Source organism: Acidovorax kalamii (genome assembly GCF_002245625.1).
GTDB classification, from domain to species: domain Bacteria; phylum Pseudomonadota; class Gammaproteobacteria; order Burkholderiales; family Burkholderiaceae_C; genus Acidovorax; species Acidovorax kalamii.
This window is the reverse complement of the sequence record NZ_NOIG01000006.1, coordinates 375,443-391,431: the sequence shown is the minus strand read 5'-3', so window position 1 is coordinate 391,431 and position 15,989 is coordinate 375,443. Positions and strand designations below refer to the sequence as shown.

General features: G+C 66.8%; 13 protein-coding genes. 8 read left to right on the top strand and 5 right to left on the bottom strand.

Features of this window, described 5'->3' with window-relative positions:
- Positions 1 to 11 precede the first annotated feature (11 nt).
- Positions 12 to 2,105 carry a molybdopterin-containing oxidoreductase family protein gene (locus CBY09_RS10605; protein WP_094289242.1) on the bottom strand — a complete coding sequence of 698 codons (2,094 nt, stop codon included), beginning with the start codon at positions 2,103 to 2,105 and terminating at the stop codon, positions 12 to 14.
- 134 nt (positions 2,106 to 2,239) lie between these two features.
- Here CBY09_RS10605 and CBY09_RS10600 point away from each other — a divergent pair, with 134 nt between their 5' ends.
- Complete coding sequence (locus CBY09_RS10600; RefSeq protein WP_094289240.1) at positions 2,240 to 3,388, top strand: ABC transporter substrate-binding protein; 1,149 nt, start codon at positions 2,240 to 2,242, stop codon at positions 3,386 to 3,388.
- Between the two features lie 145 nt (positions 3,389 to 3,533).
- Here the strand turns inward: CBY09_RS10600 and argE are convergent, their stop codons facing one another.
- Positions 3,534 to 4,694, bottom strand: coding sequence for an acetylornithine deacetylase (gene argE, locus CBY09_RS10595; RefSeq protein WP_094289238.1), 1,161 nt, complete (start codon positions 4,692 to 4,694; stop codon positions 3,534 to 3,536).
- Between the two features lie 77 nt (positions 4,695 to 4,771).
- On the opposite strand from argE, the gene CBY09_RS10590 reads away from it, so the two are divergent.
- From CBY09_RS10590 to CBY09_RS10575, 4 genes are all read left to right on the top strand, one after another.
- Complete coding sequence (locus tag CBY09_RS10590) at positions 4,772 to 5,983, top strand: M20 aminoacylase family protein (protein WP_094289236.1); 1,212 nt, start codon at positions 4,772 to 4,774, stop codon at positions 5,981 to 5,983.
- A 100-nt stretch (positions 5,984 to 6,083) separates the two neighbouring features.
- Positions 6,084 to 7,181 carry a M14 family metallopeptidase gene (locus CBY09_RS10585; protein ID WP_094289234.1) on the top strand — a complete coding sequence of 366 codons (1,098 nt, stop codon included), beginning with the start codon at positions 6,084 to 6,086 and terminating at the stop codon, positions 7,179 to 7,181.
- Between the two features lie 237 nt (positions 7,182 to 7,418).
- Positions 7,419 to 8,438: a helix-turn-helix transcriptional regulator gene (locus CBY09_RS10580; protein ID WP_094289232.1), complete on the top strand. Its 1,020-nt coding sequence runs from the start codon at positions 7,419 to 7,421 to the stop codon at positions 8,436 to 8,438.
- Positions 8,439 to 8,611: 173 nt separating this feature from the next.
- Positions 8,612 to 10,246 (top strand): tannase/feruloyl esterase family alpha/beta hydrolase, encoded by a 1,635-nt coding sequence (locus CBY09_RS10575; protein ID WP_240515671.1) that lies wholly within the window; start codon positions 8,612 to 8,614, stop codon positions 10,244 to 10,246.
- A gap of 72 nt (positions 10,247 to 10,318) precedes the next feature.
- Here CBY09_RS10575 and CBY09_RS10570 read toward each other — a convergent pair whose 3' ends face one another.
- Positions 10,319 to 10,786, bottom strand: coding sequence for a nuclear transport factor 2 family protein (locus CBY09_RS10570; RefSeq protein WP_094289230.1), 468 nt, complete (start codon positions 10,784 to 10,786; stop codon positions 10,319 to 10,321).
- 89 nt (positions 10,787 to 10,875) lie between these two features.
- Here CBY09_RS10570 and CBY09_RS10565 point away from each other — a divergent pair, with 89 nt between their 5' ends.
- On the top strand, positions 10,876 to 11,484 hold the full coding sequence (locus CBY09_RS10565) for a TetR/AcrR family transcriptional regulator (RefSeq protein WP_094289228.1): 609 nt from the start codon (positions 10,876 to 10,878) through the stop codon (positions 11,482 to 11,484).
- 211 nt (positions 11,485 to 11,695) lie between these two features.
- Here CBY09_RS10565 and CBY09_RS10560 read toward each other — a convergent pair whose 3' ends face one another.
- Positions 11,696 to 13,330, bottom strand: a complete 1,635-nt coding sequence (locus tag CBY09_RS10560; RefSeq protein WP_094289226.1) for a wax ester/triacylglycerol synthase family O-acyltransferase — start codon at positions 13,328 to 13,330, stop codon at positions 11,696 to 11,698.
- 151 nt (positions 13,331 to 13,481) lie between these two features.
- Here CBY09_RS10560 and CBY09_RS10555 point away from each other — a divergent pair, with 151 nt between their 5' ends.
- Positions 13,482 to 13,736, top strand: a complete 255-nt coding sequence (locus CBY09_RS10555; RefSeq protein WP_015012309.1) for an acyl-CoA-binding protein — start codon at positions 13,482 to 13,484, stop codon at positions 13,734 to 13,736.
- Between the two features lie 61 nt (positions 13,737 to 13,797).
- Here the strand turns inward: CBY09_RS10555 and CBY09_RS10550 are convergent, their stop codons facing one another.
- Positions 13,798 to 14,718, bottom strand: a complete 921-nt coding sequence (locus CBY09_RS10550; RefSeq protein WP_094289224.1) for a hydroxymethylglutaryl-CoA lyase — start codon at positions 14,716 to 14,718, stop codon at positions 13,798 to 13,800.
- 198 nt (positions 14,719 to 14,916) lie between these two features.
- On the opposite strand from CBY09_RS10550, the gene CBY09_RS10545 reads away from it, so the two are divergent.
- Positions 14,917 to 15,978, top strand: coding sequence for an ornithine cyclodeaminase (locus CBY09_RS10545; RefSeq protein WP_094289222.1), 1,062 nt, complete (start codon positions 14,917 to 14,919; stop codon positions 15,976 to 15,978).
- Positions 15,979 to 15,989 lie beyond the last annotated feature (11 nt).

Here is a 15,989-nt window from a genome sequence, read left to right as displayed (position 1 = left end):
GCTACAGCCGCTCAGGCAGGGAGCGCCACCTCGGTGGGGCACGCCTCCACCTGCACCAGACAGTCATAAAACGTCGGCGCGCGACCCAGGTCGGTCAGGGCCTGGCTGGTCACCTCGTTCACGTTGGTGCCTTCCAGCCCCATCTTGCGCCACCAGATGCCCAGGCCGTTGACCACGCCCGGCCGCGCACGGCGCGACACGGTGGCGTGGCACAGGTAGCTGCCCCGGTCATTGAACACGCGCACCACGGCGTCGTTGGCGATGCCGCGCGCTTCGGCGTCGTCGGGGTGGATCTCCAGCACCGGGCGGCCTTCGATGTTGCGCAGGCTCGTCACGTTCACGAAGGTGGAGTTCAGGAAGTTGCGCGCAGGCGGCGAGATCATGGCCAGGGGGTAGCGCGCATCCGTGCCCTGCAGTTCGTAGTTGGGCAGGTGGTCGGGCAGGCCATCCAGGCCCTGCGCGGCCAGGCGGGCGCTGTAGAACTCGCATTTGCCCGACGGCGTGGGGAAGTGGCCCTCGGCAAACGGGGCATCGGGGATGGCCAGCGTGGCAAAACCCTGGGTTTCGAGCAAGGCGTAGTCCACTGCGTCGCCAAACGCCTGGCGGCACAGGGCTTCGTCGCTGTCGGCAAAACCCGGCTCGGTGAAGCCCATGTGCGCCGCCAGGTCGCGGAAGATCTGCGCATTGCTGCGCGCCTGGCCCTGCGGTGCAATCGCGGGGCGGTTGAGCACCACGTCGGTGTGGCCGTAGCTCAGGTGCACGTCCCAGTGTTCGAGTTGTGTGGTGGCGGGCAGGATGTAGTCGGCGTAGTCGGCCGTGTCGGTGCGGAAGTGCTCCAGCACCACGGTGAACAGGTCCTCGCGCGCGAAGCCCTGCACCACCTTGCCCGACTCCGGCGCCACGGCCACGGGGTTGCTGTTGTAGACCACGATGGCCTCCACCTTCGGGCCGAAGGCTGGCGAGGCCGCGCGCAGCAGGTCGTCGCCAATGGTGGACATGTTGATGGTGCGCGGAGTCTTCGCAGGCATCAGCTCGGGCATCTGCAGCACGCCGCGCTGCGCCGGAAACTGGCCCGAGCTGGACAGCAACACACCCCCCGCGCGGTGGCGCCATGCGCCCGTGAGCGCGGGCAGGCAGGCCACGGCGCGCACCGCATTGCCGCCGCCGCGCACGCGCTGCATGCCGTAGTTCAGGCGGATGGCGGCGGGCTTCGTGGTGCCGTAGTCCTGGGCGAGCTGGCGGATCTGCTCCACGGGCACGCCGCAAATTTCGGCCGCGCGCTCGGGCGGCCATTGCAGGGCGCGTTCGCGCAACTGCGCCCAGCCCAGCGTGTGACGGGCGATGTAGTCGTGGTCCAGCCAGTCGTGGGCGATCAGTTCATGCATCAGTGCCAGCGCCAGCGCGGCATCGGTGCCGGGGCGCAGGGCAATGTGCTCGTGGCACTTGTCGGCCGTCTCGCTTTTGCGGGGGTCGATGCACACCAGCTTGGCGCCATTGCGCTTGGCCTGCTGGGCGTAGCGCCAGAAGTGCAGGTTGCTGCCGATGGAGTTGCTGCCCCAGATGAGGATGAGCTGCGACTCGGCAAAAAACTCCACCTTCATGCCCACCTTGCCGCCCAGGGTCTGGATCAGCGCCTCGGCCCCGGCCGATGCGCAGATGGTGCGGTCCAGCTGCGAGGCGCCGAGCTTGTGGAAGAAGCGCCGGTCCATGCTCTCGCCCTGCACCATGCCCATGGTGCCCGCGTAGCTGTAGGGCAGGATGGCCTCGGGTGCGTGCGCGGCGATGGCCTGCAGGCGCTGGGTGATGTCGCTCAAGGCTTCGTCCCAGCTCACTGGGGTGAACTGGCCGCTGCCCTTGGGGCCGCTGCGCTTGAGCGGGGTGAGCACACGCTCGGGGTGGTAGCTGCGCTCGGTGTACTTGCTCACCTTGGCGCACAGCGCGCCGTCGGTGTGGCGGTGCTCGGGATTGCCCTGCACGCGGGTGGCCACGCCGTGCTCGTCCACCGTGGTGAGCAGCGCGCAGGTGTCGGGGCAGTCGTGCGGGCAGGCGCCGCGCACCTGAATCGGTGTGGTTTGCATGGGATTGGCGGCAGAAGGCGTGGACATATGCAGGCTGGTCGTTAAACTGCCATCGGGGTTGGAACCGGCGTGCATACCCTTGCGGCTGGGCCAAAGAGGCTGCTTACCGGCAGCGCAGAGGGATCGCCCTCGATTCATAGCAGAGAGAGCAGGATTTCACCATGAAGCAAATGGCACTGGGGCGCAGGCAGTTTTCCGTGGGTCTGGGGGCGGCTGCGCTGGGGGGCTTCCATCTGGCCCGGGCGCAGAGCGAGGGCCGTATCGTGCTGGGCCAGTCCGCGGCCTTCACCGGCCCGGCCGCCCAGCTGGGCGTGCAGTTCAACCAGGGCGCCAAGCTGTTTTTTGACCAGCTCAACGCCCAGGGCGGCGTGGGCAAACGCATGGTCGAAATCCGCACGCTGGACGATGGCTACGAGCCCGACCGCTGCGCCGAGAACACCAAGAAACTGATTGCCGACGAAGTGTTTGCGCTGTTTGGCTACATCGGCACCCCCACCAGCCTGGCGGCCATGCCGCTGTTCAATCAGGCCAAGGTGCCGTTCTTCGGTCCGTTCACGGGCGCCGAGGCACTGCGCCAGCCGTTCAACCGGCTCATCTTCCATGTGCGCGCCTCGTACTATGACGAAACCGCACTCATCGTGCGCCAGCTCACCAACCTGGGGCTCAAGAAGATTGCGGTGTTCTACCAGAACGACGCCTACGGCAAGGCCGGGCTGGACGGGGTGACCCGGGCCCTCACCGAACTCAAGCTCACCCCCGTGGCCACGGCCACGGTGGAGCGCAACTCGGTGGACGTGAAGGCGGCCGTGGACAAGCTGGTGCCCGCCATGCCCGACGCCATCGTGCAGATCACGGCCTATGCCTCGGCCGCCGCGTTTGTGCGGGCGGCACGCAAGGCGGGGTTTGGCGGCACGTTCTACAACGTGTCGTTTGTGGGCACGCAGGCGCTGGCCGATGAGCTGGGCAAGGACGGTGCCGGTGTGGTGGTGTCGCAGGTCGTGCCCTCGCCCTACCAGCCGTCGCGCCAGATCACGCGCGAGTTTCTGGAGGCCATCAAGAAGGGCGGCGACAAGGTGCAGGCCAACTACTCCAGCATGGAGGGCTATCTGGCCGCGCGCGTTTTCACCGAGGGTCTGCGCCAGGCCCAGGCCAGCGGCAAGATCACGCGCGAGAGCTTCATCACCGGCACCGAGTCCATCGGCAGTCAGGTGATCTCGGGCTTTCCGGTGTCGTTCAGCGCCACCAGCCATGCGGCGTCGAAGTTTGTGGAAATGTCGATGCTGACCGGGGACGGCCGGGTGAGAACCTGATCTCCCCCTGAGCCGCTTCGCGTCTTCCCCCAGAGGGGGACGCCACTGGTGGCCTGGCAAAGCCAGTTCCACAGTGGCACTGGTCTCGGCCGCGCCCCGAGCGATCCTCGCGCGCCTTGCGTTGCCCTGACCCGCTTGCCGCGCGTCAGCCGAACGACTTGGTGCGCGCCAGCCCCTGCATGAACGCCTCGCAGCGCGCCAGCTGCTCCAGGCTCACATACTCATCCGGCTGGTGGGCCTGCTGGATGCTGCCGGGACCACACACCACGGTGGAGATGCCCGCGTTCTTGAACAGGCCTGCCTCGGTGCCAAAGGCCACCAGCGTGGTGCTCTTTTCACCCGACAGTTCTTGCGCGAGCCGCGTCACCGGGTCGTCCTTGCTGCCCAGAAAGCTCGGGATTTCGCAAATCGTCTCGAACTCGAAGCCGGCGGCAGGCGCCACCTTCTTCATCGCAGGCTCCAGCGACTTGGCGTAGGCCACCACGTCGGACTGCATCTGCGCCGCATTGGCCGTGGGCAGGTCGCGGAATTCGTAGCGGAACTCGGCGTCGCGCGGCACCACGTTGTCGGCAATGCCGCCGTGGAACTGGCCCACGCTGCTGGTCGAGAACGGCACGTCAAAACCCTCGAAGCGGGGTTCGTTCTTTTCAAAGTCTTCTGCCATGTCGCGCACCCGACCCACCACGCGGGCAGCCATCTCGATGGCGTTGACCGAATGCGGCGTGAGGGACGAATGCGCTTCCTTGCCGCGCACGCAGCATTTGTAGCGGTACACGCCCTTGTGTGCGATGGCGGGGACCATGCTGGTGGGCTCGCCCACGATGCAGGCCAGGGGCTGGATATTCGCGTCGCGCAGGTCGGCGATGAGCTCCTTCACGCCAAAGCAGCCAATCTCTTCCTCGTAGCTGAAGGCCAGATGCACTGCAAAGGGTGCGTCGCTGTTCAGAAACTGCTCGGCGTGCGACACGGCAATGCCGATGAAGGCCTTCATGTCGGCACTGCCGCGCCCGTACAGGTTGCCGTCTTTCACCAGCGCGCTCAGCGGGTCCATGCTCCAGTCCTGCCCGTCCCACGGCACCGTGTCGGTGTGGCCCGAGAGGATGATGCCCGCCGGTTTGCCCTCGCCCAGCGTGGCGAACAGGTTGGCCTTGGTCTTGTCTTCGTTGAAGGTGAGGCGGCTTTTTACGCCCAGCCTGGCGAGGTGGTCGCGGATGAAATGGATCAGCTCCATGTTGGAGTGGTGGCTGACGGTGTTCATGCGCACCAGGGTTTGCGCAAGTTCGAGGGCGTGCGGGGAGAGTGTCATGTTGCAGTGCAAATAAACCCGGAGTGGCGCTAGGGGCGGCCAGCGGGCTAGACTGTGAGATCGTAAGGACACATATCATGAACGTTATTGACTCCATCGTCACCCAGGCGGCCAGTATTGCAGCGGTGCGCCGGGACATTCACGCCCACCCCGAGCTGTGCTTTGAAGAGGTGCGCACCGCCGACGTGGTAGCGCAAAAGCTCACCGAGTGGGGCATTCCCATCCATCGCGGCATGGGCACCACGGGGGTGGTGGGCATCGTGAAGGGGCGCGATGGGGGCGCCAACGGCCGGGCCATCGGCCTGCGCGCCGACATGGACGCGCTGCCCATGCAGGAGTTCAACACCTTTGCCCACGCCAGCAAACACCAGGGCAAGATGCACGCCTGCGGCCATGACGGCCATGTGGCCATGCTGCTGGCCGCAGCGCAGCACTTTGCCAAGCACCGCAACTTCGACGGCACCGTGTACCTGATCTTCCAGCCCGCCGAAGAAGGTGGTGGTGGTGCACGCGAGATGATCAAGGATGGCCTGTTCGAGCAATTCCCCATGGAGGCCGTGTACGGCATGCACAACTGGCCCGGCATGCCCGTGGGCCAGTTCGCCGTGAGCCCCGGCCCGGTGATGGCGTCGAGCAACGAGTTCAAGATCACCATCCGGGGCAAGGGCAGCCATGCCGCGCTGCCGCACAACGGCATCGACCCGGTGCCGATTGCCTGCCAGATGGTGCAGGCCTTCCAGACCATCATCAGCCGCAACAAGAAGCCGGTGGATGCGGGCGTGATCTCGGTCACCATGATCCACGCGGGAGAGGCCACCAACGTGGTGCCCGACAGCTGCGAGCTGCAGGGCACGGTGCGCACCTTCACGCTGGAGGTGCTGGACCTGATCGAAAAGCGCATGCAGCAGATTGCCGAGCACACCTGCGCTGCGCATGACGCCGTGTGCGAATTCGAGTTTGTGCGCAACTACCCGCCCACCGTCAATTCGGCCCCCGAGGCCGAGTTTGCGCGCGCGGTCATGGCCAGCATCGTGGGCGAATCCAACGTGCTGGTGCAGGAGCCCACCATGGGTGCAGAAGACTTCGCCTTCATGCTGCAGGCCAAGCCCGGTGCCTACTGCTTCATCGCCAACGGCGACGGTGCCCACCGCGAGATGGGCCATGGCGGCGGCCCCTGCACGCTGCACAACCCCAGCTACGACTTCAACGACGACCTGATCCCGCTGGGCGCGACCTACTGGGTCAAGCTGGCCGAGGCCTGGCTGGCCCAGCCCGCCAAGGCGGCCTGATACCCGCCGATATCCGGCGATCCCGCTCGACCTGGGCGCACGTTGCGCGCGTGCCCGGGTTCTTCTTGTCTTTCCCCACTGACTCCTGAAAGCCCCGTCCATGATCGGAATCGTTGAAGCCTTCTCGCCCAGCTACGCCGAGGCGCGCACAAAGTTTCTGGAAGCCGCAGCCGCTGCTGGCCTGCCCATCGAATCGCACGCCCACCCGCTCAAGGGCCGGGACGGAGAAGACCTGGCGATGGACGTGGTGCGCGACGGCCCGGCGGATGCGAAAAAGCTGCTCGTCGTGAGCAGCGCCTGCCATGGCGCCGAAGGCTACTGTGGCAGCGGCGTGCAGGTGTTTGCACTGCACGACCAGGAGTGGCGCGACAAGGCGCATGCGGCGGGCGTGGCCACGCTCTACATCCATGCGCTCAACCCCTATGGCTTCTCGCATGTGCGCCGCTTCACGCACGAGAACGTGGACCTGAACCGCAACTTCCAGGACTTCAGCCAACCCCTGCCCGTGAACACCGCCTACCGCGAGGTGCAGCCCCTGCTGCTGCCCGAGCAGTGGCCGCCCGGCCCTGACAACCTGGCCGCTGTGCAGCAGTACATCGACACCAAAGGCGAGGCCGCCTGGCAGGCCGCCATCTCGCAGGGGCAGCACGAGTTTCCGCAAGGCATCTTCTTTGGCGGTACTGAGCCCACCTGGAGCAACCGCACGCTGCGCCAGGTGCTGCGCCAGCATGGTGCGGCTGCTTCGCAGATCGCCTGGATCGACCTGCACACGGGCCTGGGCCCCAGCGGCCATGGCGAGCGCATCTATGCCGGCAAGGACGACGCCGTGGCCGTGGCCCGTGCGCGCGCCTGGTGGGACGGCGGCGGTGCCACGCCGGTCACCTCGATCTATGACGGCTCGTCCACCTCGGCCTTCCTCACCGGGCTGATGTGGACCTCGATCTACGACGAGTGCCCCCACGCCGAGTACACCGGCATTGCCATGGAGTACGGCACCGTGCCCGTGCTCGACGTGATGAACGCCATCCGCGCCGAGCAATGGCTCAACCTGCACCCCGGCGCGCCCTCTGAGCAGCATGCGCAGATCAAGGCCCAGATGCTCGCCGCCTTCTACACCGACACCGACGTGTGGAAGGGCCAGATCGTGAGCCAGGCGCGGCAGTCGATGTTCCAGGCGGTGGATGGCCTGGCCGGCTGAATGGCTGCGGGATGTACATAAAAATGGCCGTATCCGCGCATCTGTAAAGGGTTTTTTGCTCCTGAAAAGATAGTAATTGTCTCCCGGTGCCCCAGGCAGCCCATGCCGGGGTAGCGGTGGGGTGGTGCCCCGGTCGCGGCTACCATCGCCCAAAAAACCAGGAGACACCATGGCCCTTGCAACCCACGCCCCCTGCGACCGGGCTATCCCCCGGGCGGCCGCCGAACGTGCGGCCCCATGAGCCCGCGCGCAGCCCTGCAGGTGCCGCCTGCCGACCCGCTGCGTGCGCTCAGCCGCAGCCTGCTCAGGCTCTCTGAGCAGGCCCAGCACGTTGCCCCGCAGGACTTGCTGCGCCAGGCCATGCAGACCTTGCAGAGCCTGGTGCCTTTTGATTCCGCCTGGTGGGGCGAGGTGTCGGCGGGCGAGGCTGGCGCAGAGGGGGAAACGCAGGCCGCACCACGCAACTGGCTGCACGGCAGCATCGGCCTGGCCCGGGGCTTTGCCGACGAATGGAATGCCCTGGCGGCCGTGGACGACTTTGCGCTGCAGTCCATGCGCCGACTGGGCCAGGTGATCCGCGAGCGCGACGTGGTGGGCGTGTTGCCCGAGGACCCGCAGGTGGTGGCCTTCTCCGAGCGGCATGGCCTTTACCACTGCATGGCCCTCACGGCCGAGCTGCCGCACAGCGGGCTGCTGTTTTTTGTCTCGGTCTACCGCCCGCAGACACGCACCGAATTCACCGATGCCGAAACCGTGCTGTTCGGCGAGTTTGTGCTGCACCTGCTGCAGCACTGGCATCACCGGCTGCAGCGCCTGCAAAATGATTCGCCCCGGCGCCCCTGGGACAGCTTTGCGCTGGCCCAGCCCACGGGCGAGCTGCTGTTTGCAGGTCTGCGCATCAGCCAGGCCCTGCGTGCAGCCCACCCGGAATGGGCGGGCACCCACCTGCCCCCGGCCGTGGTGCAGGCGCTGCCCGGCGCGCCTTGCAACCTGGTGCTGGGCAGGGCCTGCCGCCTGCGGCTGGAGCCCTGCGGCCCGCTGGTGGCGCTCAGCATCGCATCCCGCCAGCACAAGCAGGCGCTGGCCCCGCGCGAGCTGAGCGTGGCCATGCTCTACGCCCAGGGGCAGTCGCACAAGGACATTGCGGCCACGCTGGGCCTCACGCCCGCCACGGTGCGCACCTACCTGCGCACCGCCTACGCAGCGCTGGGCGTGCGCAACAAGCTGGAGCTGGTGGCGGCGCTGCGCAACGCGTAAGGCGGTGGCCCGCCGCTGCGCGGGCTTGGTAGTTTCCCGCTCCCTCTGCATTTGCAGAGGCTGCAATCGCGCCGCCTTTTCCTATCGTTCGCACCGGAGTCCAGACACCGGTGCGCGCCACACCGCCACCCGGCCAGGACTCCTGAAGAACCGTCATAACAGGAGACCCTCGCATGTTCCCCCATCCTCACTCCCTCTCTGCGGCGCCCCGGCGCCACGCCCTGGCACACGCAGGGCGATGGACCGCGGCCTGCACCCTGGGTGCTGCGGTCGCCGTGGCCCTGACCGCCTGCGGCGGCGGCAGCGACGCCAACCCACCGCTGGCCAGCAAACCCCTGGCTGAGGCCTGTGCCGCCTACGCATCCACCGCCTTGCCCCATGGCGCCAAGGTCACCCGCACCGAGCTGCGCAAGGCTGATGCCGCGCTGCCCGACGTGTGCATCGTGCGCGGCCAGATCGTGTCCTCGCCCGAGTCCACCATCCACTGGGCGGTGGAACTGCCCACGCTGGCGCAGTGGAACGGCAAGACGCTGACCATTGGCGGCGGCGGCTTCGACGGCTTCATCCCCACCGACGACCCTTGGTACCAGCAGCTCGTGGGCCCCTCGGCCAATCCGTATGTGAAGATCAGCTCCGACTCCGGCCACCAGGTGCGCGGCTTTGCCTGGGGCAACAGTGATGTGGCGCTGCGCAACCACGCATTCGACGCCAACCATTTCGTGCTGGAGGTGGGCACCGCCATTGCCACCGAGTTCTACGGCAAGCGCCCCGTGCGGCGCTACCACATGGGCCACTCCAACGGCGGGCGCTCGGGGCTCATCTCCACGCAGAAGTACCCCAAGGACTATGACGGCGTGGTGGCCATGGAGCCCGCCATCAGCCAGCAGGCGCACCAGGTCAACCTGGGCCCTACGGTGCTGCGCCACATCTTCAAGAGCCGCGACAACTGGATGAGCCCCGCCAAGATCGCGCTGTACGCCAAGGCGGAGACGGCAGCGTGCGACGGCCTGGACGGCCTCAAGGACGGCATCATCGGCAACGTCGAGGCATGCAACTACGTGCCCACCGACCTGCTGTGCCAGGGCGCCGACAACGACAGCTGCCTGACGGCCGGCCAGATCGAATCCATCCGCCTCATTTACAGCGACCACAAGACGCCCGTGACCCTGTCGCGCGGCGCAGTGGGCTACCCGCGCTTTGGTCGCGGCGGCGCGTCCACGTCGGACTGGCAGTCGTACATGTTCGGCACTAGCTTCGACGCGCCCGATTCGTTCAACCACATGGCCGTGACCGAAGCCGCGCGCCTGGTGGAGGGCAACCCCAACGCCAACATCCTGACCCACGATCCGACCCAGTACCAGGCCCAGTACCGCCGCCTGGCCGAGATGATCGATGGCACGGACCCGGACATCTCCGCCTTTGCCGACAACGGCGGCAAGCTGCTGATCTGGTACGGCCTGGGCGACACCTGCGTGTCGCTGTACCGAACGGTGGAATACTTCGACTCGGTGAAGCAGCGCCTGGGCGCCAGCAAGGTGCAGAGCTTTGCACGCATGGTCACCTCGCCCTCCAACGGACACGACCTGGACGGCGTGGGCACCGAACCCCGTTCCATCGACCTGCTCGCCGCCATGGACGCCTGGGTGGAAAAGGGCACGGCGCCCGACAAGCTGGTGGTCACCAAGTTCGCGCCCGGCACCACCACGCCCGTGGCGCAGCGCCCGGTGTGCGAGTACCCGAAGTTCCCACGCTACAACGGCACGGGTGACCCGGCCAAGGCCGAGAGCTTCACCTGCTCTGCGACCTGAGCGCGCTGGGTGGAGCAAAGGCGTGCCCCACCGGGGCGCGCCCTTTGGCCGCTGCATGGGGCCTTGGCGGTTTCACAGCCCCAGGTCGCTCAACCCAGGATGGTCGTCCGGCCGGCGCCCCAGAGGCCAGAAGAACAACCGGTCTGCGGCCTGGATGGGGCGGTCGTTGATGCTGGCGTGGCGCACGGCCATCAGACCGTCGTCGTTGAATTCCCAGTTCTCGTTGCCATAGCTGCGGTACCACTGGCCTGCGTCGTCATGCCATTCGTAGGCAAAACGCACGGCGATGCGGTGGCCGCTGAACGCCCACAGCTCCTTGATGAGGCGGTAGTCCAGTTCGCGCGCCCACTTGCGCTCCAGCAGCTGCCGGGCGGCGTCGCGGCCCACAGGGAACTCGGCGCGGTTGCGCCAGCGTGTGTCTTCGGTGTAGGCCAGGGCCACGCGGGCAGGGTCGCGCGAGTTCCAGCCGTCTTCGGCCAGGCGCACCTTCTGGATGGCGGTGTGTTGTGTAAAGGGGGGCAAAGGTGGGCGTGTTTCCATGGGGACCTCGAAGGTGAAGGGTGGATGTAGACAGGTCTGTCTACTCGCTATCATAAGGCTATGTAGACAGGTTTGTCTACAATGAGCGAATGACCTTTGATCCACTCCCCCCTGGCTGGCAAGACCTGCCCGCCCGAGACCGCCTGCTGCACACGGCGCACGCGCTGTTCTACCGGGACGGCATCCGCGCCACGGGCATCGACCGCGTGATCGCGGAGTCCGGCGTGACCAAGGTGACCTTCTACCGGCATTTCCCGAGCAAGAACGACCTGATCTGTGCGTATCTGGAGTACCGGCACACGGGCTGGATGGCCTGGTTTGGCGATGCGCTGCAGCGCCATGCCCACGCGCTGCCTGCAGGTGCGGGCCGCACGCGGGCCTTGGCGCCCGCCTTGGCGGAATGGTTGGGCAGCGAGCACTTTCGGGGCTGCGCCTTCATCAACAGCGTGAGCGAGCTGGGAGACACCGTGCCTGAGGTGCTGGAGATTGCGCAGCGCCACAAGCGCGACATGACGGCATTGCTGGCGGGCCTGTTGCCTGCGCCAGCCCACCGTGCGCAGGATGCGCAGGCGCTCACCCTGGTGGTGGAGGGCGCCATCGTGCGCGTGCAGATGGGCGAGCCCGTCAAGGTGGTGGTCGCCACCGTGTCCCGTCTTGTGGAGGCTTTGGTGCCAGCGCCATCCCCTCGCGCCGTGTGAGCACTGCGGCTGGCACGAAGCCGTCCATGGGGTTGGCGACTTCAGTCCAGCCAGTGACCCATTGCATTCCCTTTGCGCTCCAGGCGGGGGCTGTTGGGCGCTGCGCATGGACTCTCGCCGGGCCGGGGCGCATGACCTAGGCCTGCTGTCTTCTCTCTCATGGATGCACTACGAGCCCGCCAGTGCGCCCTGAGCCGCAGCGCAGAGGCGGCTACTCGCCCCAGGGCAGCATCAGCGTGAGCAGCGACAGCTGGTCAAACTCGGGTGCAAAAGCATCGATGATCTGCTGCGGCTCGGGACACAGGGTGGTGTCGGTGATCACGCCAAACTGCACGCCACCGCCGTAGCTGAGGATGGAGACCCCCAGGCCAATGTCGCCCGACTGCGGCACCCAGAACATGCACTGCGTGACGCGCGACCCGCACAGCGTGAGCTGCTCCTTGGGGCCGGGCACGTTGGTCATCACGGCCGTGGTCTTGCGGCCAAACAGGTTGAGCAGTGCGTCCTGCGCGGGCTTGATCATCAGCCCCGCCACCGCCAGCATGGCAAACGCCAGGATGGGCTGGGTGCTGCCCTTGAGTGCGTTCATGCGCTTGCGCACTTCGTACACGCGCTCGATGGGGTTGGCCACGCCAATCGGCAGCACCAGCGGTACCAGGCCAAAGCGGTTGCCCAGCTTCCAGGCCTCTTCCATGGGGCGCAGGTTCACCGGGATCATGGCGCGGATCTCCTGGCCCGTGGGGTCGTCGCCCTGGCTGCGCAGGTAGCCGCCGATGGCGCCGGCCACGCAGGACAGCAGCACATCGTTGATGGAGCAGTTGAGCGCCTTGCCGATGGCCTTGACTTCTTCGAGCGGGATCGGTGGGCACCACGCCACGCGCTTGGCGCTGCCGGGCTGGCCCTTGAGGCGGGTGGGCGAGTCGTCGGGCATGAGCGCCAGCGCCGCGGCATCACTGACGAGCTGGTAGGCCACGCGGGCCATGTCGGCCGTGCCCGAGAGCCCATGCTGCATGGCTTTCTCTGGGTCACCCAGCATCTGCAACGACTTGGCCGCGCTGTCGCCCGCCAGGTCCAGCGCCTTCACGGTGAGGCCGGTGAAGGGCTTGATCAGGGCATCCGCAATCCAGTCCTCGGCCGTCGCGCCGTCCTTGTCGGCGCGTGGTTTGCGCTTGGGTGGCTCGGAGCCGCCATCGACCAGCGACATGGTCACCGAGATCAGGGCGATGCCGTCGGCAATGCAGTGGTGGATGCGCACGATGAGCGCGCTGCCCTTTGCTCCGTCGTCGCCCACAAAGTCTTCGATCAGGTGCATCTGCCACAGCGGGCGGCGGGTATCGAGCGGCTGCATGGCCAGCTCACCCACGCGGTCTTGCAGCGCACGCTGCATGCTCTGGCCTTTGCGGTGGGGCAGCTTTTCGCGCAGCACATGGGCGGCGATGTCGAAATTTTTATCCTCCACCCAGGTGGCGCCCGCCGCGTCTTCCACCACGCGCTGACGAAAACGCGGGTACTGCAGCAAGCGCTGCTGCACGCGTTCGCACAGGGCCTCCCAGGTGATGCCGGGCGACAGGGTCCACACGCCGTTGATCATCATCAGGTTGCTGTGCGAATCCATGCGCAGCCAGGCGGTATCCACCTTGCTCATGCGCTCGCCGGACAGGCCCAGCATGCCGGTGGCCGCGCGGCGTACGTTCTTCTGGACCACGGTGGCGGCCTTGCGGGCTGCGGGGGGCAGGGCCTGGGCGGCCTTGCGCGCCACCTCAGGCCCCTGGTCGCGCAGGGTGCGCAGGGGACTCGTGCTGTGGCCGGGGGCGGCTTTGCGGGGGGCTGGAATGCGGGTCACCATCAGATGTACACCTATTGTTTGATTTTTTGGGGGCTTGCCTCTATGGATTGAGCGGCCCCGGGCCGTGCTCAGCCCGTAAGATACAACGCAGCAAACCATTGCCGACACCGTTTTTTCCCTCCCCCCAAAACATTCCCAGGAGCACACTGACATGGCCGACCTCAACGCCACCTTCGAAGCCGCTGTGGCCAATTCCAAGAACCTGAGCGAGCGTCCCGACAACGCGACGCTGCTCAAGATATACGCGCTGTACAAGCAAGCCACCGCCGGTGACAACACCGAGAAGAAGCCCAGCTTCTCCGACATGGTGGGCCGCGCCAAGTGGGACGCCTGGGAAAAGCTCAAGGGCACCGGCGCCGACGACGCCAAGCAGCAGTATGTGGACCTGATCACCTCGCTGAGCTGATACGGCAGTACCTCAGAGAAAAAGGCGACCGAGGTCGCCTTTTTCTTTGGTTGCCCCGGGGCTATGCCTTGGTCCACCCCTTGGGCAGCCCCGCCTCAGGCGTCATGCCGTAAATGGGCTCGCCCGGCAGCCCCGCCTGCAGCGGCGCGCGGGCGGCCATCAGGCGCTCCAGGTCCACCCCCGTGGTGATGTCCATGGCTTCGAACATGAACACCAGGTCTTCCGTCACCACATTGCCCGAGGCGCCCGGCGCATAGGGGCAGCCGCCCAGCCCGCCCAGCGACGCATCAAAGGTGCGCACCCCCACGTCGTAGGCCGCCAGGCAATTGGCCAGGCCCAGCCCCCGGGTGTTGTGCATGTGGGCCGCCCCGGCCTTGGCGCCGAGCTCGGCCCGCAGGCGCGTGAACAGGCGGCGCACCTGCGCCGGGTTGGCCATGCCGGTGGTGTCCGACAGGCCCACTTCGTCCGCGCCCGCCTCGGCGCACAAGCCAGCCAGCCAGATCACATCGTCTTCGGCCACCGTGCCCTGTATCGTGCAGCCAAAAGCGGTGGACAGACCCACCTCCACCAGCACGCCGGGCGCCTGCGCGTCGCGCAGTTGCGCCACGGCGCGCACCTCTTCGACCATGGCCTCGCGTGTCTTGCGCACATTGGCCAGCGAATGGGCGGCGCTGGCCGACACCGGAAGGGTGACCTTGTGTACCCCTGCTGCCAGCGCCGCCTCGGCGCCGCGCAGGTTGGGCGCCAGGGCCATCACGGTGATGCCAGGGTGGGTGAGGGCGTGGCGCACCACTTCGGCCACATCGGCCATCTGGGGCAGCAGGCGGGCGGGCACGAACGAGCCGACTTCGATCTCGCGCAGGCCCGCCGCCACCAGCGCGTCGATCCAGCGCAGTTTGTCGGCCGTGGGCATGGTGGCCTGGACGGACTGCAGGCCATCGCGCGGGCCGACTTCGCTGATGAGGATTTCTGGAGGCGTCATGGTGCTCGGCGAATGAAGCCGCAGAGGATAGCGCGTGCGGCGCCGGGAAAGGTCTGGGAGTTTTGAGCAAAGTGGCAACTGGGGTTGCCATACCGGCAAACAGCCCTGCAATAAGCAGCAGTTTGGGCGATTCCTATTGTTTTTGCGCTTCGGGACACTGCCTGGAGACACATTCATTCGCATCCGGAGACAAACACCATGGCTGCCCCTCAGCATTTTTCCACCCGCTACCTCAGTGCCCCCGATGTCATCGCACTGGTGCAGCGCAAGGGCGTCGAGCCCTGCCTGCGCGGCATCGCAGATTACATCCATGCCGACTTTTTGCGCTGGGGCGCGTTCGACAAATCAGCGCGCGTGGCCAGCCACTCGCGCGACGGCGTGATCGAACTCATGCCCATTGCCGATGACCAGACCTACGCGTTCAAGTATGTCAACGGCCACCCCAAGAACACGCGCTGGGGTTTGCCTACCGTGATGGCGTTTGGTGTGCTGGCCGATGTAGCCACCGGCGCGCCGCTGCTGCTGAGCGAACTCACGCTCACCACTGCCTTGCGCACCGCCGCCATGTCGGCCGTGGCCGCCCGCGCCCTGGCGCGGCCTGGCAGCCGCACCATGGCGCTGATTGGCAACGGCGCACAGAGCGAGTTCCAGGCGCTGGCGTTTCACCACCTTTTGGGCATCACCACCCTTCGCCTGTTTGATACCGACCCTGCCGCCACCGCCAAGCTGCAGGCCAACCTGCAAGGCACCGGGCTGCGTACCGTGGCCTGCTCCAGCACGGCCGAGGCCGTGCGTGGCGCCGACATTGTGACCACGGTAACGGCCGACAAGACCAACGCCACTATCCTCACCCCTGACCTGCTGGCGCCTGGCATGCACATCAACGCGGTGGGTGGCGACTGCCCCGGCAAGACCGAGTTGCATGCCGACGTTTTGCGGCAGGCGCAGGTGTTTGTGGAATACGCGCCGCAGACGCGCATCGAAGGCGACATCCAGCAGCTGCCGCCTGACTTTGCGGTGACCGAGTTGTGGGAGGTGCTGGCAGGGCAGCACGGCGGGCGCGCCAGCGATACCGCAGCGACCGTGTTCGACTCCGTGGGCTTTGCGCTAGAGGACTTTTCTGCGCTGCGCTTCTTGCGCGACGCGGCAGCCGAGCTGGACATGGGCCAGCCCATTGAACTCATTCCGGAGTTGTCAGACCCCAAGAACCTGTTTGGGTTGTTGCGCACGCGCAGCCCCTTGCTGTGCGTTGTGGCCTGACGGCTGTCCGG